This is a genomic window from Sphingomonas sp. GW821-FHT09E03 (assembly GCF_059416225.1).
On sequence record NZ_JBWKOS010000002.1, the window covers coordinates 279,658 to 305,991 of the forward strand.

The following is a 26,334-nucleotide window of genomic DNA, read 5'->3' on the forward strand; positions in this document are numbered from 1 at the left end:
GTAATCTCCTATTCAACTGGATCGCCGTTCGGGCAACGTAGCTTTCTGCGTCTGCCTTCAATATGCCGGCCCGCTTTCAGCCCACTCGCGGACATACGGCCCGGCTTATAATGTTGCTCGCGGAGGTGCTTTCCCATGTGCATTCTAAACGTGATCTGCTTGGCATTGGCGGGTTTGACGAGCAGCATCTCAGCCACAGCTCAAACGACGGATGCTACCCGACAGGAGATTGCGAAAGCCGAGGACGCCTGGCGAACAGCAAGGATTGCAGGCGACACCGCATTCCTCGAACGGTTCTATGCGGCGGAGGGGCGCATTCAGGGCATGGACGGCAAGGTTCAGTCCCGCGCCGCCGATATCGCGCTGTTCGCTGCCGGCAAGATCAAACCCAAATTCATCGATCATGGCCCGCTCGACATCATGACCTATGGCAATACGGCTGTCGTCACGGGCGTAGACCATCTCGGCGGCACTGCCTTCGGGCACTATGGCGAGATGTATCTGCGGTTCACGGACGTGTTGGTGAGGCGAGATGGGCGCTGGCAGCTGGTGGTGCAGCAGGCGACGTCAACCTCGGGGTTCTGAACGACCTCTCTCCACGAGCAATCGCCTTTCAGCTGCCTGAATGCCCTGCTCACAACGGGCGTTGGTAACGTGGCAAGCGGCTGGTTTCGAAAGCCGCGTGAGTGCCATGAACGTCCACTTGTCGGTCAGTATGACGACCTCCGACGTTTCATCACGACTTACCTGCATGGTCTCCATATTCCCAATCGAACGGTACGCCAGTGTTGCCCAGCACGGCGCTCACCAAGTCCGCGAAGCTGGATTCGGCGCGAACGTCGTTGGAGAGGATAAGCACGCAGCTTTGGGTCTTCTCGAGGCAGACAAGCGTGTTCGCGGTCTGGCCATCATGGCCGCCTTTGAAGAAGCCTCGCCCCTTCGGTCCCGTGAAGGTGACGACGCCAAGCCCTGCATACAGGTCCTTGCGCTGGTCGTTGGCCGGCAGTTCAGGCCCGAAGTTCGGAAATTGATGTGCGGTCGTGATGTGGAGCGACGGCGCGACCATTTGGTCGTACGCGGCGCGGCTCAGTCCATCGTGACGAACCAGCGCCGCGGCGAATTTCGCGAGGTCCGCGATCGTTGTGTCCATCGAACCGGCGACGCGAACTTTTGATCGTTCGTCGTGCTCGACCGTCTCGCCGCGGTCGTTAAAGCCGTCAGCGAGGTTCGGCCGGAAATCGGGTCGCCATTGCAGGCTGGTCCGGGTCATGCCCAGCCGGGTGAATGTCGCTTGGGTGAGCTGCCCGACGTCCAGCCCGAGTCCACGGTCTCGCCGTCCGTTCTCGATCACGAACTGAAGGAGGCTCATACCTTCGCCCGAGTAGCTGAAGCGCGTGCCGGGATCGAAATGGATGCGCAGCTTTCGATCCGGCTCGATGAACCAGAAATTGGCGAACCCGGTCGAATGGGTCAGCACATGGCGGGCTGTGATACGCCTCCAGCGATCGTCGGCCGCGAGGTCGCGATAAGGGCCGTATTTGTCAGGATAGATCGCGTTGGTGTCATAGTCGCTCAGGGGCTTGTCGAGATAGCCGGCAAGCGGCGCATCCAGCGCCAACGTCCCCTGATCGACGAGCTGGAGAACGTGATAGGCGAACACGGTCTTGGTAAGCGAAGCGCCGTACATCACGGTATCCGTCCGCAAGCGATGGCCCGCCTTGTCGCGCACGCCATAGGCCTGGACGTAGCGGACCCGACCCCGTTCGATGACGGCGATCGCCAAGCCTCTCGCACCGGTCTTCGACATCGCGGCTGCCACGGCCGTATCAATCGTTTCCGGCGATCGGATGGTCCTTGCATCGTTGGTCGAGGCCAGTGCCATCGGTAAGAGCAGAGCCATGGGGAATCGGGCTGCTTTCATCTGCACACTCTCGGCAAGAGTCACCTACACGCTGGCAGACCCGCCTCCCGATACCAAGAGGTCTCAAAATGAACGCGCCGCATTTACGAGACTGCAGCTGCGCAATGATTGAACGACCGGACTTGAGAGGCATAAATTTAGCGCTGAGTGTCTGCAATGGGATCATGTTGTCGGTCCGCTGCGACTAACATCGGCAATCAGAGATCCTCGACGAGTTCCAAAAGCCGTCATCTATCCGACGGCGCGACGACGCCCACTGTCCCAGTGTCCGGTTGAGCGCTTCGTAGCCTGCCCGTGCATCGTAGATGATCGCCGCCTCGGCGTAGCTTAAGTTCAGCGCTGCCGCGCGAACGATATTGGTGGGCTGATGCCAGTCAGCGCGGCGAAAGACGACCCGCCGCTCAAGCAGGCCTAGGAGGCGTTCGTAATGTTTGTCCCCACGGGCATCCAGCTCCGCGGCCGTTGCAATGCTGTGCTCGGTTCCCGGCACGCCTTGGCGATACGGGTATAGATATGGTCAGCTAGCTCGCCGAAGAGCGGGAGGCCGGCGTTCTTGGAAACACCCGCTCCGACGACGAACATCACGTGCCCGGCGCTGGACCCGAAGCAGCGGTTCCGGGAGATCAAGACCTTCATCGATGAAGCGCACTATGCTTCCCTTCGCACTCGGACATACCGACTTGCGGCCGGCTATGCGCGCGACCGTTGAACAGGATCTGCTGCAACTTGGTCGATGAGACTAGCGCTCGTCTCGCTACGGCCTAGTTTGAGCCGAAAGGCATCAACTGAACGAAGGGCCGGTTTCGGGAAGCGATGCAACCGCACGGGATGACCATTTGTGGGTCGCCGCGGCAGAAGGGGAGGGCGGCCCTCCTCGACCAGAGCCAGTCAATCCGACATGCGTGCCGAGACGTCCGGTCGCGACGGAAGCTGCCGCTCGGCATGATCGAAGCCGCCGATCGCAACGCGCCCTATTTTCGGAAAGCGAAGTGCATTTGGGCCTATTCCGAACGCCGTCATCCGTTCGTGTAAGCGGGACGGCGGTTATGGGTATTCGGAAACGCGGTTCCGGACCTCAGATGACATCATCCGAGCGGAGCCAACGCTTCTTCATCCGCTGCTGTGGCAGCAGACACACAGCTTATTTCCATCCGGATCCCGGAAATACGCGCCGTAATAATCGGGATGGTATTCGGGACGAAGACCCGGCAAACCCTCGTCGCTACCGCCATGCCCAAGAGCCAGCGCATGGCAGGCGGCGACCAAAGGGCGATTGGCGGCTAGCAAAGCTATCATATGCCCGTTGCCCTGCGAGGCCGGGCCACCGTCAAAAGGCAGCGTGACGATGAACAACGGGCGGTCGGCATCGGGGTATTTCCAGCCTGCCCATCGTTCGTCGGCAAACTTCGGAACGAGTCCAAGCGCCCCGAGCACGGGATCATAGAAACGGCGTGCCGCCAAAACATTCGATACCCCGATCGTCGTATGCGACAGCACCGTATCCTCCACTGTCATTGGCACTCGGTTCGATAGCACCGATCCGTCATGATGAATGCGGAGCATCCGTAGCCGAACCAAAGACCCGCCGCGGACCGGGCCATGCCGCGCGCGGCTTATCGATCAGCGGGGCGGGCGTCTCCGTGCGGCGGCGGCGCACCAGCGGGATCAGCACGAGCGCCAGTACGGTCAACAGCGCGATCAGCGCCCAGGCGTCGTTGATCGCGTCGACCAGCGCCGCCTTGGCGACCAGCGGCCGTACCAGTTCCTCTACCTCCGGGCCGATCGGCTGGCCGAGCTGGTCCATGAACGCGTCGCGCGGGATGCCGATCGACACCGCCATGTCAGCGTCGCCGTGGCGCAGCCGATCGGCGATGTGGTGGGCATGACCGGCGCCGCGGCTGAAGATCACCGTGTCGATCAACGCGAGACCGATCGCGCCGCCGAGGTTGCGCATCAGGTTGAACAGCCCGCTCGCATCGGCGACCTGGCTCGGCGGGATCATGCCGAGCGCGAGCCGCGTCGGCGGCAACAGGCAGAACATAATGGCGACGCCGCGCAGGATCTGCGGCACCAGCATCTGGGCAAAATCGGTGTTGCCGGTCTGAGAGGTGCTCAGCCACAGGCCCACCGCAAACAGGCCGAAGCCGAAGGCGGTAAGCAGGCGGGCGTCCACCCGCCGTTCGAGCGCCACCGCGAACGGCGCCGCCGCTAGCTGCGCCAGCCCGGTCACGAGCATGATCTTGCCCGTGTCGAGCGCGCCATGGCCGCGCACCAGCCCGAGGAAGAACGGCATCAGATAGGTCGAGCCGAACAGCCCGACGCCGAGCGCGAAGCTCAGCGCGCAGCCGATCGCGAAGTTGCGGTCGCCGATATGGCGCAGGTTGACGATCGGATGGCTGGCGCGCAGCGTGCGGACCACGAAACCGGTGCCGGCGACGACGAACACCGCCAGCAGCCCGACGACGCGCGCCGCGCCCCAGCCAAAGCCCGGCGCGTCCTTCAGCGCGATCTCGAGCGCCGCCAGCGCGACCGCGAGCAGCAGCACCGCCAGCGCATCGATCGTGCGCAGCGCTGCCCGGTCCATCGCGGTGCGCGGCAGGGCCGCGAGCGCCCCGAGCACCGCGACGATGCCGGGCACGATGTTGACGAGGAACAGCCAGTGCCACGAATAGGTCTGGGTCAGCCACCCGCCAACGATCGGGCCGACCGTCGGCGCAGAGACCGCGGCGAGGCCGGCGATGGTGGTGGCGATGCCCTGGCGCCGTGCCGGAAACAGCACGAACACCGCTGAGAATACCGCCGGGATCAGTGTGCCGCCGGCAAAGCCCTGGGCGATTCGGCAGGCGATCAGCGTGGCGACGTCGTGGCTTGCCGCACAGCCGGCCGAGGCGAGCGTGAAGGCGGTGGTTGCCGTGACGAACAGGCCGCGCATGCCCAGCACGCGGGTGAGATAGCCGGTCATCGGGATCGCGACGATCTCCGCGGTGAGATAGGCGGTCTGGATCCAGCTCATCTGGTCGGCATCGATGTGCAGCGCGGCGCGGATCGTCGGCAGCGAGGTCGCGACGATCTGGATGTCAAGAATCGCCATGAACATGCCAAGGCACATGAAGCCAAAGCCGATCCAGATCCGGGCCGTCAGTGTCGGTTCCGCGTCGCCCATATGGCCCTTTCGTGAGATCATGCGGGCCGGCTCCCGTCGCTGCGCACCGGAACCCTTGGAGGAAGGGAACGTTGCATCACGACCACCTCATCGCCGGTTCGGCGGTCGAACAGGACCTGCATGACACGACCGGTAACGATGCTGTCGCTGGCGACGGCGACCCCGCCTCATATCCTCCACCAGTCCGCTGCACTCGAGATCAGCCGCGCGCTACTGGGCGACGGCATCAAGGATTTCGAGCGGATGGCGGCGGTGTTCGACAGCGCCGGGATCCACACCCGCCACGTCGCCTGCCCGCCCGATTGGTACCGGACCTCGCACGGGTTCGCCGAAAAGAACGCGGCCTATCTGGCCGCCGCCGACGCGCTGTTCCTTGCGGCCGCCGGTCAGGCGCTGGCGGAGGCGGGACTCAGCGCCGGGGAAGTCGACACCATCGTCACCGTCTCGACCACCGGCATCGCCACGCCGAGCCTGGAGGCGCGGGCGATGCGCGCCATGGACTTCCGGCCGAGCGTCGCGCGCGTGCCGGTGTTCGGGCTGGGCTGCGCGGGTGGAGTAACCGGGCTTGGCCTCGCCGCCAAACTGGCCGGCGCGGCGCCAGGCTCTATCGTGCTGTTCGTCACGGTCGAGCTGTGCAGCCTGACGCTGCGCACCGAGCAGATCGGCAAGGCCGACATCATCTCGACCGCGCTGTTCGGCGATGGCGCGGCGGCATGCGTCCTCAGGGTCGGCGACGAGGGCTTCGCCGCCATCGCCGGTTCTGCCGAGAAGACCTGGCCCGATACGCTCGACATCATGGGCTGGGCGATGGAGAGCAACGGCTTCGGCGTGGTGCTCAACCGTGCCATTCCCGCCTTCGCGCGGCGCAACATGCGCGCGGCGATGGACGAGATGCTGGGTGGGCAGGGTGTGCGGGTGGAGGAGATCGATCGCTTCATCTGCCATCCCGGTGGGGCAAAGGTGGTGGACGCGCTCGAACTCGCGCTGTCGCTGGACCAGGGCTCGCTCGACCACGAGCGCGAGACGCTGCGCGCCTTCGGCAACATGTCCGCGCCAACCGCGCTGTTCGTGCTCGATCGGGTGCGCGCCGCCGGCATGCCGCCGCTATCGGTCCTCACCGCGCTCGGCCCGGGCTTCACCGCCAGCACCGTCACGCTGAAGCACGCCGCGTGACCCTCGCCGTCGCCATCCTCGCCTTCGTGACGGTGCAGCGGCTGATCGAGCTCGTCATCGCGCGCAGCAACACCCGCTATCTGATGGCCCGCGGCGCGATCGAGATCGGCCGGGGCCACTACCCGCTGCTGGTGCTGCTGCATGCCGCCTGGCTCGCTGCCTTGTGGTGCTATGGCCGCCAGGCGCCGGTCAATCTCGTGCTGCTCGCGCTGTTCATGGTGATGCAGGCGCTGCGCGTTTGGGTACTCGCGACGCTTGGCCGACGCTGGACGACGCGGATCATCGTGCTGCCGGGCGCGCCACTCGTCGCCCGTGGCCCGTTCCGGTTGCTGCGCCATCCCAATTACTGCGTGGTGGTGGCCGAAATCGCGCTGCTGCCGCTCGCGCTGGGGCTGCCGTGGCTGGCCGTGCTATTCTCGACCCTCAATGCGCTGGTCCTGACCATCCGGATCCGGGCCGAGAATGGGGCGCTGGCCGGGCAGCGGTGATGAACGATGGAGAATGACATGCGATACCTGCACATCTGGATGGCGACCGTTGGGCTGGCCGCGTTCGCCACGGTTCCGGCAAGCGCCGCCGATCCCGGCCGCAAGGCATGCTTTGCCGATGCCAAGCGCCTGTGCCCCGCGCAGGTCAACGCGTTCAAGCGCAAGGCGGTCGAGGCGTGCATGATCCAGCACATCGCCGAAACATCGCCGACCTGCCACGCGACAATGCTGGCGATACGGGATCAGCGCAGCGGCAAACGTCCCTAAACCTACGAGATCATCTCGGCTCCGTTTGTCGCCAATCAGCTGGGGACACGCCAGCAGAAACAGATTGCAGCCAACAGTGGGTGGGACATCCGCAAGGTACGGCATGTCGCAGAAGCCGACGGGACGGCGTGACAGGCCGCGTGCGGCCGGTTCGATTGCGTTACGAGCTTGACGCCATGTTCTGCCGCACGGCCGGCATTGACAAGCGACCGTCTTCCTCATGATCCCATGTGAAAAGCGAGATAAAGGCTCAACTTGGTGGTTTGGTTCGCAGCTGGAACGTTGTTGCCGACGGTTGCTTCTGCTGCCATGCCGTTCGCTTCAGAGGCACAGCCCGATTGGGCTTCCCTGTTTCGGGTAAACCTCACCTATCTTTGGCGGCACGGGCGACTGCCCAAACTCAACAATCCGGACCGGTTCACCGAACTGGTCCAGTTGCGCAAGCTTCATGATCGCGATCACCGAATGTCGTTGATGGCGGACAAGGTAGCAGTGAAGTCTGTCGTTGCAGATCGTTTGGGTACAGCTTGGGTTGTTCCCTTGCTCTGGTCGGGAGTCGAGCTGCCGGAGCGACTGCCTTGGAAAGAGACGGTCGTCGTCAAGGCTCGTCACGGCTGCAATCAAAACCGTGTCGTGCGGGGATGCGCCAGGGAATGGAATGCCGTTAGGCGTTCGAGCGCAAGGTGGACAAGACGAGCCTATGGCGAGTGGCTTGACGAGTGGCTTTATGAGCAGATCCCCCGCGGCCTTCTTGTTGAGCCGTTTGTTGGCGCTGGGCCGGACCTGCCAATCGACTACAAGATCTACGTTTTTCATGGCGCGGCGATGTACGTGCAGGTGCACCTCGGTAGAGGAACGCGTCACCGTTGGATCGTTTATGACACAGGGTGGCGCGCTATCTCTGGCGATCAAGAGAGTGCGAAACGCCCTTCCGCGCTTTCGGCCATGCTAAGCGCGGCAGAGGAACTGGCGAAAGGGTTTAGCTTCGCGCGCGTTGATTTCTACCAGCCGCACGATCATCCGCTGTTCGGGGAGATAACCTTTTATCCCGGATCCGGGCTCGACCCTTTCGATCCGTCATGGCTGGACAAGGAGATGGGCAGGCTCTGGTTAAGCCACAAGGGCGGCGGTGTAGCAGAGGCGCCGACTACGCTGGTGACGTATGCCGCCTGAAGGCTTAGCCGCGGTGGCTGCTTTCAATTTCAAGGAAGACGCAGAGAGCTGATCCGATGTGCCGCGCCCAGCCGGTCGATCAACATCAACGAACCGTCGGAGATGAGCGGCGGGGTGCATAGCTTGAACGGTCGGCTTCAGGTCAAACGGTGTCCAAGAACGGCGTTCCCGCCAGAGCTGCATGCGTACCAACGATCCCCCGATCAATTAAGCCCAAGAAGATGCTCTTTGCCGCCTCACCGTTACCGGTGGCACTCAGTTCGGCGTGCGCCCGTGTAAATGCGATGCTCCACGTTGTTGCGACCAGACCGGCCGCAAGACAGGCGTCGGGATCATCGGCGGGGCGCCCGACCTCGTCGGCCAGCACGCCGGCCAAGGCACGCACGAAATCGTCGCGCATCTGCCGCGCGCGCGCTTTCAAGGTTTCGCTTGCCAGAGCGGTTTCGACGAACGTTCGGGTGTCCGCAAACAACGGAAAGGCGTCCGAAGGCTCCTTGATCATTCGGTGCGCGAGCATTCCCAGTGCTTGGATAGGCGATGTGCCGGGCGACCGTGACCGGATCGCCGCAAACGCCAGCTCGTGCCCCTCCTGTTCGCGGTCGAAGAACATGTCCTCTTTGCGCGGGAAGTGATTGAACACCGTCATGCGCCCTACGTCGGCAGCGTCTGCGATCTCGTCGATCGTCACCCGGTCGAAGCCGCGCGCCATGAACAGGCGGGTGGCGACGTCGGATATCGCTTGGCGAGTGGCCAGGCGCTTGCGGGTTCTCCGATCTGTAGTGCGGTCATTCATGGCTTGCACACATACATGGACTCAGTATAAAATAATGTTCTATCCGATTTGAGGAGTTTTGCATGGTTGCGTCAACTACGGTGCTCGTCAGCGGCGCCAGTTTCGCCGGCCTGGCGACCGCCTATTGGCTCAATCGTCTGGGGCACCGCGTCACCGTCGTCGAGGTGGCGAAGGGGCTTCGGCGAGGAGGGACGCCCGTCGACATCGAGGGCGAGACCATCGACATTTTGGCGCGCATGGGGCTGGCGGACGCAGTCCGCGCCAAGGCGCTGCCGCCTCGCCGCTTCGCCTTCAAGGACGCGGACGACAGGACCTTGGGTACGGTCGGCGCCGGCGGCGATCAAGCCTCGCATGAGCGATATGAAATTCATCGCGACGATCTGCTGGACATCCTGTTCGGCGCCGTTGCGGACGACGTCGAACTGCTGTTTGACCGGTCGATCGATCTGCTGGAGGAAGAGACCGATGCGGTGTCGGTCACCTTCAATGATGGCGAACGGCGCGCTTTCGCTTTGGTGTTCGGCTGCGACGGCAATCGGTCGAACACGCGCAAGCTGATCTTCGGCGAGGGCGAGCAATTCATTTACTTTATGGGCGGCTACTTCTTCCTGAAGGTGGTGCCGCAGACGGGCCTGCTGGCTGCGAACGTCTCGGAGGTCTTCAGCGTGCCCGGCCGGATGGCGATGCTCAATGGCTATGACGATCGTACCGACATCGGCTTTGGCTTCCGCACCGATGGCGAGATCGACTACAACTATCGCGACCGCGCGCAGCAACGCCGCCTGATCCACGAGCGGTTCGACGGGCTCGGCTGGAAGGTACCGGCGATGCTCGACGGCTCGGGCGGGGACGACGACTTCTACTTCGATCGGATCAACCAGATCAGGATGCCGTGCTGGTCGCGCGGGCGCGTCGCGCTGGTCGGCGATGCTGGCTATTGCGTCTCGCCGCTCGCCGGCTTCGGTGGCTCGATGGCCATCATCGGCGCGGGACGCCTGGCGGCCGCGCTTGAACGACACCCCGGCGATCACGCAGCGGCCTTTCGGCACTATGAGGATGGCCTGCGGCCGTTTGTCGAGGAGGTACAGGAGCGGGCGGCGAGCGATGGAATGGCGATGATGTGCCCTGCCGACGAGAGCGAGCTTGCCGAGCGCGATCAGAAGATCGCCGCAGGCGACATGGGGTTTTAGCCGCTCGATCCACCGTCGGTGACGGCGAAGCCACGCGGCCGCCGCTCGGACAGGGTTTCGACGAGAATGAACGACCGGCTGGGTTAGGGGGGCGGTCAACCGGCTTTGTATGCCCGGCTCTGGGTCATGCCCGACGCTGTCAGTCCCTGGATCAGTGCCTGGATGCGCCGAAGAACGGCTGGTGCGCGCCCGGTGCGTCAAGCTCTTGGGCGATCAACCCGTCCGGGAGGTGCCGCAGCTTGTCGGGGTTCCGGACGATATAGATCGCCGCGATCCGCCCCTCGTGGATCTCGAGTGCGGTGGTCTGCAGCACCTCCCCGCGGTCGATGCTGACATAGCCGGGCAGGCCGTCGATCATCACAATCCGCAGGAGCCGTGGAGGGGGGGTGTGCTTGCGCCTGAGACCCTGAAACAGCCGGATGGCTCGGTCGAGCCCACGAATGACATTGCGGAAGGCGAGCACTTTGCCGCCTCCGTCGGAGTGGATCGCCACCTCGCTGGCGAGCAGCGCGGCGAGCGCCTTGGCGTCGCCGCTGCTCGCCGCGGCAAAGAACGCGCGCGATATGGCTTCGGCATCGGTGGCCAGCACGGGAAAGCGCGGCTTGGCAGCCTGGACGTGGCGGCGTGCTCGGGAGGCGAGCTGGCGCACTGCGGCCGGCTCGCGTCCCAGTGTGGTCGCGACCTCCGACAGCGGCGTGTCGAAAACGTCGTGAAGCAGAAACGCCGCGCGCTCGAGCGGCGAGAGGCGCTCCATGGCGAGCATCAGCGACAGCGTGATGTCGTCGGCCTGCGCTTCGTCCTGCTCGGTGCTGCCGACCAATGGGTCGGGAAGCCAAGCCCCAACATACGTCTCGCGGCGCACACGCGCCGACTTGACCTGGTCGAGGCACAAGCGCGTCACGATGCGTGTGAGATAGGCGCCCGGCGCATCGACGTCGTCCTCGACGTCCCGCCATCGCAGCCAGGCGTCCTGCACCACATCCTCGGCCTCGCTGATCGAGCCGAGCATCCGGTAGCCGAGACGCAGCAGCCTGGGCTGCTGCGCCTGGAACTCGACAAGGCGTTCGTCAGGAGACGGCATGATCATCGACCGGGTGCGCGGCTCGAAAGCCGACCTGGAGCCGGTTCCAGGTGTTGATAGCTCCGATGGCAAGCGTCAGCTGCACCTGCTCCTCCTGCGAGAACTGGTCCTGCAGCCTCTCGTAATCGGCATCCGGGGCTTTCGTCTCGAACAATCGGGTGAGCGCTTCCGCCCAGCCGAGCGCCGCACGCTCACGCTCGGTATACAGCGTCGACTCCTGCCACGCATCGAGCATGTAGAGCTTCATCTCGGCGACACCGTGCTTGCGGAGGAAGGTCGAATGCATGTGGATGCAGAAGGCGCAGCCGTTGATCTGCGAGACCCGCAGCTTGACGAGTTCGAGCAGGACGGGGTCGAGGCCGGCGGCGTGGATGGCTTGCTCGAGCATCATCATCGCCTTGATACCGGCAGGAAACAGGGCGTGTGGATTGTCGATGCGAGGGGTCATGGCAGAGCTCCTGTGTGTGGTGGTGGCTGCTCAGGCGAGCGCCGAAGGGATTCTGGGAGAACGAAGGTCGCGCCATGCCCAGACGGCGAGCGCCAGAACGATGAGCGCCGGCAGGGTCACGGCCGGAAAGTCCCGGACGATCGCGTCCGGGCCGCAGTCCGCCACCGAGCAGCGCAGCCGCGCCAAGGATGGATGATCTCGCGCGCATTAGGCGTGCGCCGCAGCGGTCTGCGCGGCGAGCCACGGTTCAAACCGGGTGGGCATGATGCGGGCGCCATCGCCGGGCACCAGCGTGCGATCATCGGCGGGAGCGCCGAAATAGTCGGCATGCTGCTCGAATGCGATGGGCCGTGGATCGTCGCGATCACCCAGCCAGGTTCCGACGAACTCGGCTAACGGCGCCCGCTCAGGGCCGGCTATCTCGATCCAGCCGCGGACCGGAGTCGATAGCGCGGCGTCGGCCAACGCAGCGGCCACGTCCGCGGAAGCGATCGGCTGGAGAGCGAAGGTCGGCAGATGAGCAACGCCGTCGCGGGTGTAACCGTCAGCGATCGTGCGCATGAATTCGAAGAACTGAGTGGCGCGAACGATCGTGAAGGGCACGCACCCTCGCGTGATCAGGGCTTCCTGCGCTTGCTTGGCCCGGAAGTATCCCGACGCCTCGAGCCGATCGGTTCCGACGACCGAGAGCGCGACGAGGTGTTTGACCCCGGCACGCTCCGCCGCGACCAGGATGTTTGCGGTGGATGTTTCGAAAAAGGCCAGGACGTCATCGTCGGCGAAGGATGGCGAGTTGCTGACATCCACGACCACCTGCGTACCTGCGAATGCGTCCGCGAGCCCGGCGCCGGTGACAATGTCCACCCCGCTGCTCGGCGAGGCGGCGATCACCACGTGTCCACGGTCGGCGAGCGCGGCGACGAGCTGGCGGCCGACAAGCCCGGTGCCGCCGATAACGACCATCTTCATGTTGCTGTCTCCTGCATGTTCTGCAGGCATGACGAGGTGGAAGCTGGCAGTGTGACACCGCTCCAGATAATAGAATGCGGAAAGCCACCGCCGATGCCCGCCTCTCTCTGACCGGCGGGCACCGAGTCCCATCAGTGCCAGGCTTCGTCGACGCGGCCAGGGTGTAGTCCGTCGGGCGCGGCAATCATCTCACATGAACGGGCGTCCGCGATTGAGAACGGTGCAGAGGATGCCGAATGGCTGCTTGTGGGTCTGTCGCCGCCATCGGAGGCTCACATTCGCAACGAACCTCAGCAGCGGCTGACTATCTCCGCTTCGAACGGCTTGCGGCGCCGGGCGGCAATCGATGGCGCAATGTTGCTGCCTTGGCTAGTGCGACGAGGCATGTCGTCGGTCCGGTGCAAAACGCAGATAAGGGAATGCTCTAATGACGCCGTGGCATGTCTGGATTGATCGCGGCGGCACCTTCACCGACGTCGTCGCCCGGACGCCCGATGGCGCCATCGTGACCGTTAAATTGCTGTCAGAGGATCCAGAACGCTACGCCGATGCGGCGGTGGAGGCGATCAGGCGGCTGACCGGCGGGGATGCGGTCCCGCTGGAGCTGCGTATCGGTACCACCGTCGCGACCAACGCGCTGCTTGAACGCAAGGGCGAGCCGACCGTGCTGGCGATCACGTGCGGGTTCGGCGATGCGCTGGTCATCGGCCATCAGGAGCGCGCCGACCTCTTCGCGCGCGATCTGGCGCGCCCGGCGCCGCTGTTCGCGCGCGTCGTCCAAATCGACGAGCGGATCGCGGCGGATGGTGCCGTGCTGACGGCGCTCGATCGCGACGCGGCGCGGGGCGGTCTACAGGCGGAATATGACGCCGGCTTCCGGTCGATCGCGATCGTGCTGATGCATGGCTATCGCTACACCATGCATGAAACGGCGCTGGCGGAGATCGCCGGCGAGATCGGCTTTACGCAGATTTCAGTCAGCCACCGCGTCGCGCCGCTAATCAAGTTGATCGGGCGCGGCGATACGACATTGGTCGATGCCTATCTGTCGCCGGTGCTCGATCGTTACGTCGAGGGGCTGAGCGCGGCGCTGGGGCAGCAGGCGCTGTTCATGCAATCGTCGGGTGGGCTGGTCGATGGTGCGCGCTTTCGCGGCAAGGATGCGATCCTGTCGGGGCCGGCGGGCGGGATCGTCGGCATGGCGACAACCGCGCGCGAGGCCGGGTTTGACCGCATCATCGGCTTCGACATGGGCGGCACCTCGACCGACGTGTCGCACTATGCCGGCAGCTACGAACGCGACACCGAGACGCTGATCGACGGTGCCCGCATCCGCGCACCGATGTTGCGGATCCACACCGTCGCGGCGGGCGGCGGATCGATCTGCCGGTTCGACGGGCAGCGTCTGCTGGTCGGGCCGGAAAGCGCCGGTGCGGTACCGGGGCCGGCCTGCTATCGCCGCGGCGGACCGCTGACGGTCACCGACTGCAACGTGATGCTCGGCAAATTGCGGCCCGATTTCTTCCCGGCACTGTTTGGCACGGATGGGGACCAGCCGCTCGATGCAGCGGCGGTGACGGCCCGGTTCGCCGAACTGCCGCTCGATGCGCACCGTGCCGCAGAGGGCTTCGTGGCGATCGCGGTCGCCAACATGGCCAATGCGATTCGCAAGATCTCGGTCGCGCGCGGGTATGACGTGACACGCTATACGCTCGCCTGTTTCGGCGGCGCGGGCGGGCAGCATGCGTGCCTGGTGGCGGATGCGCTCGGCATGGATCGGGTGATGATCCATCCGCTCGCCGGGGTGCTCTCCGCCTACGGCATGGGACTGGCCGACCGGCGCGTGCTGCGCGAGAAGACGCTGGGTGTCGGGATCGAGTACGGGGCGACGATTGCTGCAGCGATGGATCTGCTGGCGAACGAGGCAAGCAAGGATCTGGCTGCGCAGGGCGTATCTCAGGAAGCGATCGTCGTCGAGCGACGCGTGCATCTGCGGCGTGGTCAGACCGAGCATACAATCGAGCTGGATTTGGCCCACATCCCCGCGATGATCGCTGCCTTCGACGCAGCACACATCGCGCAGTTCGGTTTTGCCAGCACGCAGCCGCTGATCGTCGATCGGCTGGTCGCGGAAGCGATCGCGGCGAGCGCGCCGGTCGAGACGACGCTGGTCGATCTTTCGGCCGAAGTGGCCGCGCCGGTGGCAATCGTCCCGGTCCATATGGCGGGCTCGTGGCATGATACGCCGGTCTTGCCCCGCGAAGGCCTGCCCGTCGGCCATGCGCTTGATGGCCCGGCGCTGATCATCGATCCGGTGTCTACTACGGTCGTCGAGCCGCATTGGGGCGCACGCGTCGATGCGATCGGCAATCTCATCCTTGAACGTTGTTCGGCCCGTGACACGGCAAGTATCGGCACCGACAGCGATCCCACCCGCCTCGCGATCTTTGCCGGCCTGTTCATGAGCATTGCCGAGGAAATGGGCGCGGCGCTGCAGCGCTCGGCCGCCTCCGTCAATATCCGCGAACGGCTCGATTTTTCCTGCGCGCTGTTCGACGCCGCGGGCAATCTCGTCGCCAATGCGCCGCATATTCCGGTGCATCTGGGATCGATGGGCGAAAGTATCCGCACGATCATCGCGGCGCGTGGGCGTAACGCCGATGGCCGCGGCTTTCGGCGCGGCGACGCCTATGCGCTCAATGCGCCGTATCGCGGCGGCACGCACCTGCCCGACATCACCGTGATCATGCCGGTGTTCGCACCGAGATCGTCGGGCGCCAGCGACACGCCCGACTGGTTCGTCGCCGCGCGGGGCCATCATGCCGATGTCGGCGGGATCACACCCGGATCGATGCCGCCCGACAGCGTATCGGTCGAACAGGAAGGCGTCTTGCTCGACGATGTGCTGGTGGTCGACGAGGGCCGCTTTCTGGAAGCCGATCTGCGCATATTGTTCGCCGGCGGCTCTTACCCGGCGCGCAACATCGACCAAAATATCGCCGATCTCGCCGCGCAGCTTGCCGCCTGCACGCGTGGCGCGTCCGGACTCGCGCGGATCGCCGGCGAATACGGTGCGGATGTGGTCAGCGCCTACATGGAACATGTCCAAGCCAACGCCGATGCCGCCGTCCGCCGGTTGATCGCGCGGCTCGATGATGGCGATTTCGCCTATGAGATGGACGACGGCGCGGTGGTGCGCGTGGCCGTTCGCGTCGATCGCGACGCGAGCACGATGACGATAGATTTCGCCGGCACCAGCGATCAGCGCCCGAACAATTTCAACGCGCCGGTCTCGATCGTTCGCGCCGCCGTGCTCTACGTCATGCGCGTGCTGGTCGACGAGGAGGTGCCGCTCAATGACGGGTGCCTGCGCGGGGTGACGATCCGCGTGCCGCAAGGATCGATGCTCAACCCGCACTTTCCGGCTGCGGTGGTAGCGGGCAATGTCGAGACCAGCCAGGTCGTCACCGACGCCTTGTTCGGCGCGCTTGGCGCACTGGCGGCGAGCCAGGGCACGATGAACAACTTCACGTTCGGCGACGAGACCTATCAATATTACGAGACGATCGCCGGCGGATCGGCCGCCGGGGCGGCGCATGACGGCACGTCGGTGATCCAGACGCACATGACCAACAGCCGGCTGACCGATCCCGAGATCTTCGAGACGCGTTTTCCGGTCTTGCTCGAGGAATTCTCGATCCGTGCCGGCTCGGGCGGGGCTGGCGCACACAAGGGCGGCAACGGCGGGACACGGCGCGTGCGCTTCCTTGCCGACATGACCGCCTGCATTCTGGCCAACCGCCGCCGCGTGCCGCCGTTCGGGCTCGCCGGCGGCGCGGATGGCGCGGTCGGCGCGGCGCGCGTCGAGCGCGCCAACGGGTCGGTCGAGCGGCTCGGCTCCACCGCAAAGGTGGACATGCGCGCCGGAGACGTGTTCGTCATCGACACGCCCGGTGGCGGCGGATTCGGAGGCGCTTGATGCTCGTTCTTGCCGGTATCGCGGTGATCGTCGCCGGTTTTCTGTTGCGCTTCAACCCGCTGCTGGTCGTCGCCGTCTCCGCGTTGGTCACCGGTCTCGCCGCCGGACTCGACCCGCTCGCCATCCTCGCGGCGTTTGGGAAGGCGTTCAACGCCAACCGCTATGTCAGCGCGATCTATATCGTATTGCCGGTCATCGGGCTGCTCGAGCGCCACGGCCTACAGGAGCGCGCGCGCGGCGCGATCGTGGCCCTGAAGGGCGCCACGGTCGGACGTCTGCTGATCGGCTATCTGCTGTTCCGGCAGATCACCGCCGCGCTGGGCTTGACCTCGATCGCCGGGCCGGCGCAGAGCGTGCGCCCCTTGGTCGCGCCAATGGCCGAGGCGGCGGCGGAGCGGCAGGGTGTGCCGCCGGGCGGCGATGCGATCCCGGCGATGGCGGCGGCGACCGACAATATCGGGCTGTTCTTCGGCGAGGATATCTTCATTGCGATCGGATCGATCCTGCTGATGAAGGGCGTGCTGGAAGGCTATGGCATCACGATCCAGCCGCTGCATCTGTCGCTCTGGGCGATCCCCACCGCGATCGCCGCGCTGCTGATCCATGGCGGCCGGCTGTGGTGGCTCGATCGCCGGCTGGCGCGTAGCGCATGATCGGCACCAATTTCATCTATGCCATCGCCGGGCTGATGTTCGCCGCGTTTGCTGTGCTCAGCGCGACCGATCCCGGCAACGCCAAGCGCTTCGGCAATGCCGGCTTCTATGCCTTGCTCAGCGTGAGCTTCCTGTTCGGCGACCGGGTCGGCGATATCGGCAACGGCGTGCTCGTGCTGGGCCTGGTCGCGATCGCCGGCGGCGGTGCGATGCGGCGTGGCGCGCGCGGCACCATCGGTGCGGACGAACGACAGGCCGAAGCGATCAAGCGCGGCAATCGGCTGTTCCTGCCCGCCTTGGTGATTCCGGCAACCGCGTTGCTCGGCACGCTGGCGTTCACCGCGCTGCCCACGCTGGTCGATCCCAAGCAGATCACACTCGTCGCGCTGACCTGCGGCGTGCTCCTCGCGCTCGCGATCGGCTATGCCTGGTTTCGCCCGCGCCCGGCGACGCCGTTCGCCGAGGGGCTGCGGCTGATGGACAGCGTCGGCTGGGCGGCGGTGCTGCCGCAGATGCTGGCGAGCCTCGGCGCGGTGTTCGCCTTGGCCGGCGTCGGGCAGGTCGTCGGTAGCATCGCCGGCGCGGCGATCCCCGATGGCAGCCTGATCGGCGCGGTGCTGGTCTATGCGCTCGGCATGACGGCGTTCACGATGGTGATGGGTAACGCCTTTGCCGCTTTCCCGGTGATGTTCGCCGCGGTGGCGATGCCGCTGCTGATCGGGCGCTATCATGGCGATCCGGCGGTGATCGCAGCGATCGGCATGCTCGCCGGCTTCTGCGGCACGCTGATGACGCCGATGGCGGCGAACTTCAATCTCGTGCCCGCCGCCTTGCTCGACCTGAAGAACAAGGGCGCGGTGATCCGCGCGCAGGTGCCGACCGCGCTGCCGCTGCTGGCGGTGAACATTGCGCTGCTCTATTGGCTGGGTTTCCGATGATGCTTGATGCCGCAACCGCCGAGCGCTTTGCCCAGCTCACGCTCGGCCACCTGACGCGCGAATGGCCGTTCAAGCTCGACCAGATCCTGACCGGACCGGACGACCTTGCCGCGCCCAGCACGCTGCATCCGATCTTCCATGGCAGCTTCGACTGGCACAGTTGCGTGCATGGCTGGTGGCAGGTGATGCGGCTGGCGCGGTTGTTTCCGGATATGGCCGACAAGCCGGCGATCGAAGCGCTGGCGGACCGCATGCTGGTGTCCGACCGCGTCTCTGGGGAACTGGCCTATCTCGACCGACCGATGACCGGCGGCTTCGAGCGGCCTTATGGCTGGGGCTGGCTGCTCGCCTTGCACGGCGAGTTGGCGCTGCGTCCCGATCGACCCTGGGCGACCGTGCTGGAACCTCTCGCCCGGGCGTTCGCCGCGCGCTTCGCCGAGTACCTTCCCAAGCTCGCTTATGCGGTGCGCAGCGGCAAGCATGACAGTACCGCATTCGCGCTGATCCATGCGCTCCGTTGGGCGCGAACGCATGATGCGGATCTGGCACGCCTCATCGAGGATCGGTCACGGCTGTGGTTCGGGGCGGATCGCGATGCGCGGCCGTGGGAGCCGAGCGGCGAGGACTTCCTGTCTGCCACGCTGTGCGAAGCGGTGTTGATGCGCGACGTGCTCGGTGCGGACTTCGCCGCGTGGCTTAGCGCGTTCCTGCCCAATCCCGACGGTGCCGCGACTGCCTGTCTGCGGACGCCGGCAATCGTTACCGATCGTCGCGACGGTCGGCTTGCGCATCTCGACGGGCTGAACCTGGCGCGTGCATGGTGCTGGCTCAGCCTCGCTGACGATCTGCCCGATCCGGGGGAGGCCCGCGCCACGGCCGACGCGCATCTCGCTGCAGCCCTGCCGCATCTGGCGGACGATTATATGGGCGAGCATTGGCTAGCGACATTCGCACTGCTGGCGCTCACCGAGTGAGAGTTGCCAAAGGGTAGTATTCAATCAACGTTGTAATTCCGCAAACCGCCATTTGTGAGCATGAACGAACGCCCGAATTTGGGGGAGCCGGAAGGCGGTCAGAACGTCCGCAATTTGATCAAACCAGAGATCCAACGGCCAACGCTTAGCTGTGGACCAGTTCTGTCCAGCTGAGGTCAACCCGTACCAATTACTTCGAAGTCGGTCAGCATCGTTGGTCGAACTGCGCCGTCTCCGCAACGCCGCGTCCAGCGTCGGTGGCCGCGTGGAGGTCAGGCTAATCCGTCACGGCTTCTACCCGCGTGGCGGTGGCCGGGTTGAGATCGACATAACGCCTGCTCCGCTTGGACCAATTGAGTGCACGACCCGTGGCGCAATGCTCGAGCGGTCTGCGACTACGTTGGTCGCGGCACTGCCGCCCGGCGTTTCCGAGCGCATCGACGCGACCGCGCGAAGGGCTTTGCCCGATTGGCTGGACGAGGCGTTTGCGATCCGTGATCTGCCGGTCGAGCAGGGGCCAGGCGTGATCCTGATACTGAAACGGCCTTAGAGCAGGTGAGCGAGGTCGTCAGCGGATCCGGAAAACCCGGCGTTTCAGCGGAACGGGTTGCGACGACGGCTGCGGGGCGAATGGCGGGTGAGCTCGTTACCGGCGCGTTCGCCGGCCCTTACCTTGCCGATCAGCTGTTGCTGCCGTTCGCCCTGACGGATGCGGGTGCCTTCACGACTGTCAACGGCACAGCCGGACGGCAGCCGGCGTCATCGAGCGGTTCATCGCACGGCGGCCGATCTTCGCAGAACAGCCAGCCGGTGGTCACCTCGTGCAGGTCGGGTAGCGGACGGTCATGGGACGGATGTCCAAAGCTGAAGAGCCGAGAAGCCACCATGAACGTCTGCTTATGGGGCCATGCCCCGCAGCAGATCGCCGAAGCGAGGATGGGCTCAGAACACGGAGCAGGAACGTCTTCCGACAAATCTGCTCGTCGCTTTTCAAAAGACCATTGCGGCGCGATAATTTTCGATGCGTTTCGGTATTGACCAGCAATCCGCGGCTTGCTGGTGAGAACCGGTGATCCGCTTTCTGGCGACAGGCGGCGAACAACGTCCGTTCTGCGTGTCGCACCGGGGCGGGTTTACCTTCAACCAACGTCCGCTTCGTGCTCAGGGATCAAGTCTGGCGACGTTCTTGAGCACGAGCGCCTGGGGCTGACCGCAAGATCCACCCAGGCGTTGCGCTGGTGGGGCACGGTATTTGTCTTGATGGCGCGCCCCAACCAACTCCATACCTCCAAGTGCTTGAGGTATAAGCGCGCGGGCGACCGCGGGGCCGGTCGGGGTGGGTCAATGGAAGATGTTTGTCGCCGTCGCACCACCGTGCCCTTCGTCGCCAGACGGATCGGCCTTGTAGCGCTGATCCTCTTCACCTCGATCCTGCCGTTCACGCCGGCGCGTGCCCTCGATCCCGAGTTACGCATCGATCAGTTTAGGCACACCCGCTGGACGCTGGGTGACGGCGCGCCGGGCAATATCCGCGCGATGGCTCAAAGCGCGGACGGGTTCCTGTGGCTCGGCACCTCGACCGGACTCTTCCGGTTCGACGGCATCCGTTTTGAACGGGTCCTGCCGGATGACGACGATAGCCGTCGCTCCCTACAGGTGACGGCGCTGCTGACGGCAAGGAACGGCGACCTCTGGGTCGGCTATGATTATGGTGGGATCGCGGTTCTACGCCGCGGGCATCTGCGCAGCGCGAATCCATCCAAGCCCTTTGGCGGCGTATATCGGATCGTCGAGAGCACCGACGGCGCGATCTGGGTGGCGGCGGATGGGAATGGCAAGATCATGCTTTCGCGGCTGCTGAACGGCCGATGGTCTCAGTTCGGACCGGGGCAGGGGGTGGGGGGTGTCCAGGCCGGTTCGGTCGTCGCGCTGCCCGATGGATCCGTCAGCATCCTGGCGTCAACGGCGGCTGAGCTGGGTTCGATGCCGCTCCGCAAGGCACCGGGCGCTGCTCGCTTCGTTCCCTGGCCGCTCAGGCTGACGGCGTTCGCAGACATGGCACGCGATCCGCAAGGACAGCTGTGGCTTGCCGACAACAATGGTCTCCGCCGGCTTGACGGAACCGCCAGCGTTCCGCTCGCCGCCGTTACGACGCCATTCCTGCAGCGAGAGCTACGCTTCGATCGTGATGGCGCCCTGTGGATCGCTGGGCAGGACAATGGCCTGGTACGCGCTACCCTTCACAATGGGCGCATCGCAGGCGCGCTCGATAGGTTCGGCGAGGATGACGGGCTGACCGGACCCGTTGCGATGTCGCTGTTCGAAGACCGGGAAGGCAACGTCTGGGTAGGCACTGAATCGGGGCTTGACCGCTTCTCGGCCACTGACGTGGTTCAGCCGCGGAACCCCGGCGTCATGGTGACAGGATTTGCCGGCGATCCACGTTCCGGGCAGGTGTTCTTCGGTGGCGTCGCCGGCGTCTTCCGCATGGCCAGGGGCATGGCGGCACCCGACCTCATTTTCCGCAAGGCGTCGTTGGGCGTTCTGTGCGGGGATGCCCGGCGGCTGCTCGCGATCAGCATGGATGACAACACGCTTCTCACCCTGTCGCCAGCGGGACGGGCTGTCGCCGCTCACAATGTCGGCGGACCGCTCCTGATCACCTGCACTCTCGATACTCTCGGTCGATTCTGGGCATCGATCAAGGATGTCTACCGATTAGAAGGAGACAGATTGCAGAAGGTCGACGCGCCCTGGACGGCGGGTCAGCATGTCGGCAACGTCGCTCACCTCAGAGCCGACGAGAGAGGTGGGCTTATCGCCGGTCGTTCGCTTGAGGGCGTTCAACGCATCCGCGGCGTCAATGGACAGCAACTGTGGCGCGCCGAGCATGGAATCATCGGCGCAACCAACCTCTTCGTCCCGGTGGGCGAGCGCGTTTATCAAGGTGCGCAAAGAGGACTCGGCCTCTACGACCGAGGGCATCACCTACAGCTTAGCGAACGGATCTATCCGTTTCTTGCCGGCATCACCGGCATTCATTCCTCGTCGGATGGCTTGACCTGGCTGATCGGCGCGACAGGCATCTATCGCGTGTCGACGGCCGCGCTCGACGCCGCTTTTCAGGGTCCAGGCCGGCCGCTGTCCTATACCCGGTTCGGTTATGAGGAGGGATTTCGGGCGCGGTCAAACACGCTCGACACGAACGATATCGTCGAGGATCGGACAGGGCGGCTCTGGTTTGCCACCAACCGGGGGGTCGCGTGGATCGATCGCGACCGCATCAGGCGCAACGCGGTGCCACCTGGCTTGGCGATCCTCGCGTTAAGGGCTGGCGGCCACCGCCGAACGGATGTCGACGGGCTGATCCAGCTGCCGGTGGGCACGCAACGGGTCGAGATCGAGTATTCCGCGCTCAGCCTCACGGACGCGAAAGCCAACCAATATCGCTACCGCCTGGAAGGCGCCGACCGCAGCTGGGTCAACGCCGCCGGTGCCCGTGAAGCTCTCTACACCAATTTAGGACCTGGCACCTATCGCTTCCAGGTGATTGCCTCGAATAACAATGGAGTGTGGAACAGGCAGGGCGCGACGCTCACCTTCGCCATTGCGCCGGCCTTTTATCAGACGCGCTGGTTTGCCGCTGTGTGCGTGGTGCTGGCCATGCTCGCCCTGTGGCTGCTCTACCGCTGGCGGCTGCGCACAATTGCGGCACGTGCCAGAGGGCAGTTCGAGACGCGACTGGCGGAGCGGGAGCGGATCGCCCGCGAGTTGCACGACACGCTGATGCAGGGCTTTCACGGCGTCCTGTTCCGTTTCCAAGCGGTGCTGAGCCACTTGACCGCCGGCTCACCGGCCTACCGTGCTTTGGAAATGGCGCTGGACCGAGCCGATGGCGTGTTGGTGGAGGGTCGCGACCGGGTTCGCGACCTACGCGACGACGTCCAGACCGCGAACCTGCTCGAGGTCCTGCGCACGACGGTTCACGATCTTGTACCTGCTGAGCTGGAGTGGAAGGTGACCCAGCACGGCATCGTCCGCAGCGTCTGCGCGCCTGCCGCGGACGAGATCAAGCGCATCGTGTCGGAGGCGGTGGCGAATGCCGCTCGGCATGCGAACGCCCACAGCCTCGAGGTGGTCCTGAACTTTGCCGCTGATCAGCTGGTGGTGACGATCGAGGACGACGGCTGCGGCATACCCGTGGGGATCGTGGAGGCCGGCAGACGGCCCGGCCACTATGGCCTGGTGGGTATTCGCGAGCGAACCGCGCAGCTGTCCGGCTCTGTGGAATTCAGATCTCGCGACCCCCATGGCACGATCGTCCGCCTCACCGTTCCCGAGCGCATGGCTTTTCCTGCCGGGCAGGCGTGATCGTCGGTTGGGCTTCGAAGCAGGCGGCAGCGTGCTCTCGAAGCCCTGGGCGAGGCTGTTCCGATGCCGCAGAGCTCACGTGGCCGCGGGCAGGTTCGCCGCTCGCCGAACGGTGAGCGCGATGCTCGCCCAATCGACGTCGTCGCCGCCATTGGCGATAGCGGACCGGAGATGGTCACGCACCACACCGAGCAAGGGCATGGGCGTGCGCGACGCCGTGGCGGCCGCGTCGACGAGTGTCATGTCCTTGAGGCCAAGCGGCGCCGCAAACCCGGCCGGACGGAACCGATCGTGAACCAGGATCTCGCCATAGGTTTGATAGATCGGGGCATCGAACAGTGTACCCGTGAGCACCGCCAGCAAGGTAGCCCGATCAACCCCGCCCTTCTCGGCCAGTGTCATGGCCTCTGCCATCGCCTCGATCGCGGCCATGATCATGAAGTTTCCGCTGAGCTTCACGAGGTTTGCGGATGATGGTGTTTCCCCAACATTGAAGGTGCGTTGGCCGATCACCGCGAACAGCGGATCGCATTGCTTGAGTGCGCGGGTATCTCCGGCCGCGACGATGAACAGCTTGCCGGCCGCTGCGGCAGGCGGTCGACCGAACACGGGCGCAGACACATACCCGTTTGCCCGTGCGGCGCTGGCGAGCCGCTCCGCCAGCGCCAGGCTGATGGTGCTATGACCAACGTGAAGGGCCGGAGCGTTCAGGATGCCGTCTTCTCCGAAGACGACCGCCTCCACGGCACGATCATCGGCGAGCATCGTCATCACCACCTCGCCTTGGGCGGCTTCCACCGGGGTGGCGGCGCGGCGAGCGCCTGCCTCCACAAGCGCGTCGGTCTTGTCCGATGAGCGGTTCCATACGGTTACGTCATGTCCGGCCTGCAACAGGTTCGCTGCTATGGCGCTGCCCATCTGGCCCAGTCCGATGAATCCGATCTTCATGCAGCTTCTCCCAACTGATGCCCCAACAGCCCACCCAATCGAGGGTTGCTCCAGGTCATTGCCAACCCGCCAGAAACTCTAGGAGAAGCGCGTTCACGGCCTCGGGGCGTTCCTCGTGAGGCAGATGGCCACAGCGCGGGATGGCCACCGTGCGCAGGTCGTCGGCCATCTCGCCCCAGACCTTGGGCATGTCGAACATCTTGCCGACCGCGCCGAAATCCTCGCCCCAGAGCGCGAGCGTGGGACAGGCGATCTTGATCTCGGCATCAGCGTTGTCTTGGGCGACGTCCTCGGCGTTGGCCCTGTAATCCGCCATGGCGCCGCGCACGGCGCCCGGCGCGCGATAGGCGCGGACGTAGGTGTCGAAAACCTCGCCCGAGATGGCCGAGGGATCATAGGTCCAGTCGGAGAAGAACCACCGCAGCCACTGCTCCTCCTTTCCTGCGATCAGCGTCTCGGGAAGGTCAGGGACAAGATGGAACAGGAAGAACCAATAGGCCTTGGCGATTTCAGCGTTGAGTTCGCGAGCGACCACGCGAGTGGGAACATTGTCCATCACCACCAGCCGATCAACGCGGTCGGGGAAATCCTTTGCAAACCGCGTGGCGACGCGGGCGCCGCGATCGTGGCCGACCAGTGCAACCCGCTCAAGCCCAAGATGATCGAGCAGGGCGGCAAGATCGCGCGCCATCGTGCGCTTGTCGTACCCGCTGGCCGGCTTATCAGTTTCGCCGTAGCCACGCAGATCGGGCGCGATGACACGGTACAGCTCGCCAAGCTGTGATATCTGATGCCGCCAAGCGAAATTCGTCTCGGGAAAGCCATGAAGGAGCACCACCGGCGCGCCTTGGCCCGCATCGATGTAGTTCTGGCGAATGCCGTTGGCGTGCACCGTGTGACTGGAAACCGCGATCATTCAACCCTCCTGGATCCGTTGGCGGATGAACTGACGAGCGGCCGATAGGGCGCTGCCTGCGAATTAGATGTGGCAAGAAGGTTCCACAGGGGTGGTGGAACCGCGGCCGCGTCACATTCCAGCGCGTTGGTCCCGCCGGCGGCTGGGAACGTGGGCAGATGCTCGGAACAGCTGCGGTCAGCCGTTTAGCGGCTGCGATGATGCCGGGTGGATGGCGCACGCCAAGGTACCAAAAAGGACAAGCGCGCCCGCCAGCCCGAGCGGGATCACCAGGCCCGTCGCGTTCACGAGCAGTGCACCAGCAACCGCGCCGAGGAATATCGCGAAGATGCTGCCGGCACGTCTCGACCAGTTCGGATTGCTCCCGCCGGCGAGCGAAGAGTCCGCTGCTACCCCGGTCAGCGTCAGGGTGAGCACCGTCGTCGTGAGATCGGGAACCTTGAGTTGGCGGATGGTCGCGTTACGGAAACCCATCGCCACGGCGGTGAGCGCGATGACCGCGAAAACCTTCCACCCAGGCAATTGGGCGGAAACATCAAATCCGATCGCGATCGCCGCAGCGCTCCAGAGCAGGGCGGCCTCTACGATCGCGGCAGTCAGCAGCCAATCACGCAAGCTGCCCGCCGAACGTGCACGACTGACGCGACCGGCAACCAGCGCGCCGAGCATGAAGGTCGCCAAGGCGACGAGCGACGGACCCATGGAGAACCCCGGCGTCCCCGCGACGGCGAACCCGAGGAACACGATGTTGCCGGTCATGTTGGCGGTGAACACCTTGCCAAGACCCAGCACGCTGGTCGCGTCGACCAGGCCGGTGGTGACGGAAAGCAGCAACAGCAGCCACGGCAGGGGCGGGCCCGATGGTGTAGACGTCGCTGGTGAAGACATG

Annotated in this window: 23 protein-coding genes; 13 read left to right on the forward strand and 10 right to left on the reverse strand. The window is 65.0% G+C overall.

Features of this window, described 5'->3' with window-relative positions:
* The first annotated feature begins 135 nt into the window (after nt 1–135).
* A complete protein-coding gene (locus tag AC07M8_RS05610) occupies nt 136–585 on the forward strand; it encodes a nuclear transport factor 2 family protein (protein WP_495173394.1) in 450 nt (149 codons plus the stop codon).
* 151 nt (nt 586–736) lie between these two features.
* On the opposite strand, the gene AC07M8_RS05615 is transcribed toward AC07M8_RS05610, so the two are convergent.
* From AC07M8_RS05615 to AC07M8_RS05625, 3 genes are all read right to left on the reverse strand, one after another.
* A complete protein-coding gene (locus AC07M8_RS05615; protein WP_495173395.1) occupies nt 737–1,882 on the reverse strand; it encodes a serine hydrolase domain-containing protein in 1,146 nt (381 codons plus the stop codon).
* A 1,149-nt stretch (nt 1,883–3,031) separates the two neighbouring features.
* Nucleotides 3,032–3,484 (reverse strand): VOC family protein, encoded by a 453-nt coding sequence (locus tag AC07M8_RS05620; protein ID WP_495173396.1) that lies wholly within the window; start codon nt 3,482–3,484, stop codon nt 3,032–3,034.
* Nucleotides 3,465–5,105: a DHA2 family efflux MFS transporter permease subunit gene (locus AC07M8_RS05625; protein WP_495173397.1), complete on the reverse strand. Its 1,641-nt coding sequence runs from the start codon at nt 5,103–5,105 to the stop codon at nt 3,465–3,467. The genes AC07M8_RS05620 and AC07M8_RS05625 overlap by 20 nt, the downstream gene beginning before the upstream one ends.
* 54 nt (nt 5,106–5,159) lie before the next feature.
* Here AC07M8_RS05625 and AC07M8_RS05630 point away from each other — a divergent pair, with 54 nt between their 5' ends.
* The 4 genes from AC07M8_RS05630 to AC07M8_RS05645 all read left to right on the forward strand — a co-directional run bounded on the left by AC07M8_RS05630 (nt 5,160) and on the right by AC07M8_RS05645 (nt 8,185).
* A complete protein-coding gene (locus AC07M8_RS05630) occupies nt 5,160–6,257 on the forward strand; it encodes a type III polyketide synthase (protein ID WP_495173773.1) in 1,098 nt (365 codons plus the stop codon).
* Nucleotides 6,254–6,745, forward strand: a complete 492-nt coding sequence (locus AC07M8_RS05635; RefSeq protein WP_495173398.1) for an isoprenylcysteine carboxyl methyltransferase family protein — start codon at nt 6,254–6,256, stop codon at nt 6,743–6,745. The genes AC07M8_RS05630 and AC07M8_RS05635 overlap by 4 nt, the downstream gene beginning before the upstream one ends.
* 18 nt (nt 6,746–6,763) lie before the next feature.
* A complete protein-coding gene (locus tag AC07M8_RS05640) occupies nt 6,764–7,012 on the forward strand; it encodes a hypothetical protein (RefSeq protein WP_495173399.1) in 249 nt (82 codons plus the stop codon).
* A 258-nt stretch (nt 7,013–7,270) separates the two neighbouring features.
* On the forward strand, nt 7,271–8,185 hold the full coding sequence (locus AC07M8_RS05645; protein ID WP_495173774.1) for an ATP-grasp fold amidoligase family protein: 915 nt from the start codon (nt 7,271–7,273) through the stop codon (nt 8,183–8,185).
* A gap of 142 nt (nt 8,186–8,327) precedes the next feature.
* Here the strand turns inward: AC07M8_RS05645 and AC07M8_RS05650 are convergent, their stop codons facing one another.
* Nucleotides 8,328–8,978 (reverse strand): TetR/AcrR family transcriptional regulator, encoded by a 651-nt coding sequence (locus AC07M8_RS05650; RefSeq protein ID WP_495173400.1) that lies wholly within the window; start codon nt 8,976–8,978, stop codon nt 8,328–8,330.
* Nucleotides 8,979–9,040: 62 nt separating this feature from the next.
* Between AC07M8_RS05650 and AC07M8_RS05655 the strand changes: the two genes are divergently transcribed.
* Nucleotides 9,041–10,168 carry an FAD-dependent monooxygenase gene (locus AC07M8_RS05655; RefSeq protein WP_495173401.1) on the forward strand — a complete coding sequence of 376 codons (1,128 nt, stop codon included), beginning with the start codon at nt 9,041–9,043 and terminating at the stop codon, nt 10,166–10,168.
* Between the two features lie 151 nt (nt 10,169–10,319).
* Here the strand turns inward: AC07M8_RS05655 and AC07M8_RS05660 are convergent, their stop codons facing one another.
* Complete coding sequence (locus AC07M8_RS05660; protein ID WP_495173402.1) at nt 10,320–11,255, reverse strand: sigma-70 family RNA polymerase sigma factor; 936 nt, start codon at nt 11,253–11,255, stop codon at nt 10,320–10,322.
* Entirely contained in the window at nt 11,236–11,697 is a 462-nt protein-coding gene (locus tag AC07M8_RS05665) for a carboxymuconolactone decarboxylase family protein (protein ID WP_495173403.1), read from the reverse strand. The genes AC07M8_RS05660 and AC07M8_RS05665 overlap by 20 nt, the downstream gene beginning before the upstream one ends.
* On the opposite strand from AC07M8_RS05665, the gene AC07M8_RS05670 reads away from it, so the two are divergent.
* Nucleotides 11,696–11,893 carry a hypothetical protein gene (locus tag AC07M8_RS05670; RefSeq protein ID WP_495173404.1) on the forward strand — a complete coding sequence of 66 codons (198 nt, stop codon included), beginning with the start codon at nt 11,696–11,698 and terminating at the stop codon, nt 11,891–11,893. The two genes, AC07M8_RS05665 and AC07M8_RS05670, sit on opposite strands and share 2 nt — an antisense overlap.
* Before the next feature lie 11 nt (nt 11,894–11,904).
* Here the strand turns inward: AC07M8_RS05670 and AC07M8_RS05675 are convergent, their stop codons facing one another.
* The gene (locus AC07M8_RS05675) at nt 11,905–12,666 is read right to left on the reverse strand and encodes an SDR family oxidoreductase (RefSeq protein ID WP_495173405.1); all 762 of its coding nucleotides are present in this window, start codon (nt 12,664–12,666) and stop codon (nt 11,905–11,907) included.
* Nucleotides 12,667–13,093: 427 nt separating this feature from the next.
* Between AC07M8_RS05675 and AC07M8_RS05680 the strand changes: the two genes are divergently transcribed.
* From AC07M8_RS05680 to AC07M8_RS05705, 6 genes are all read left to right on the forward strand, one after another.
* Nucleotides 13,094–16,645 carry a hydantoinase B/oxoprolinase family protein gene (locus AC07M8_RS05680; RefSeq protein ID WP_495173406.1) on the forward strand — a complete coding sequence of 1,184 codons (3,552 nt, stop codon included), beginning with the start codon at nt 13,094–13,096 and terminating at the stop codon, nt 16,643–16,645.
* Nucleotides 16,645–17,298, forward strand: coding sequence for a DUF969 domain-containing protein (locus tag AC07M8_RS05685; protein ID WP_495173407.1), 654 nt, complete (start codon nt 16,645–16,647; stop codon nt 17,296–17,298). The genes AC07M8_RS05680 and AC07M8_RS05685 overlap by 1 nt, the downstream gene beginning before the upstream one ends.
* Complete coding sequence (locus AC07M8_RS05690) at nt 17,295–18,236, forward strand: DUF979 domain-containing protein (protein WP_495173408.1); 942 nt, start codon at nt 17,295–17,297, stop codon at nt 18,234–18,236. Before AC07M8_RS05685 ends, AC07M8_RS05690 begins: the two co-directional genes overlap by 4 nt.
* Nucleotides 18,233–19,210, forward strand: coding sequence for a DUF2891 domain-containing protein (locus AC07M8_RS05695; RefSeq protein ID WP_495173409.1), 978 nt, complete (start codon nt 18,233–18,235; stop codon nt 19,208–19,210). Before AC07M8_RS05690 ends, AC07M8_RS05695 begins: the two co-directional genes overlap by 4 nt.
* A gap of 555 nt (nt 19,211–19,765) precedes the next feature.
* Nucleotides 19,766–20,248, forward strand: a complete 483-nt coding sequence (locus AC07M8_RS05700) for a hypothetical protein (RefSeq protein WP_495173410.1) — start codon at nt 19,766–19,768, stop codon at nt 20,246–20,248.
* Nucleotides 20,249–20,554: 306 nt separating this feature from the next.
* Nucleotides 20,555–23,581, forward strand: coding sequence for a sensor histidine kinase (locus tag AC07M8_RS05705; protein ID WP_495173411.1), 3,027 nt, complete (start codon nt 20,555–20,557; stop codon nt 23,579–23,581).
* A gap of 75 nt (nt 23,582–23,656) precedes the next feature.
* On the opposite strand, the gene AC07M8_RS05710 is transcribed toward AC07M8_RS05705, so the two are convergent.
* From AC07M8_RS05710 to AC07M8_RS05720, 3 genes are all read right to left on the reverse strand, one after another.
* Nucleotides 23,657–24,529, reverse strand: a complete 873-nt coding sequence (locus tag AC07M8_RS05710; protein WP_495173412.1) for an NAD(P)-dependent oxidoreductase — start codon at nt 24,527–24,529, stop codon at nt 23,657–23,659.
* A 55-nt stretch (nt 24,530–24,584) separates the two neighbouring features.
* Nucleotides 24,585–25,445, reverse strand: a complete 861-nt coding sequence (locus AC07M8_RS05715; protein WP_495173413.1) for an alpha/beta fold hydrolase — start codon at nt 25,443–25,445, stop codon at nt 24,585–24,587.
* Nucleotides 25,446–25,622: 177 nt separating this feature from the next.
* A complete protein-coding gene (locus tag AC07M8_RS05720) occupies nt 25,623–26,333 on the reverse strand; it encodes a YoaK family protein (protein WP_495173414.1) in 711 nt (236 codons plus the stop codon).
* Nucleotide 26,334 lies beyond the last annotated feature (1 nt).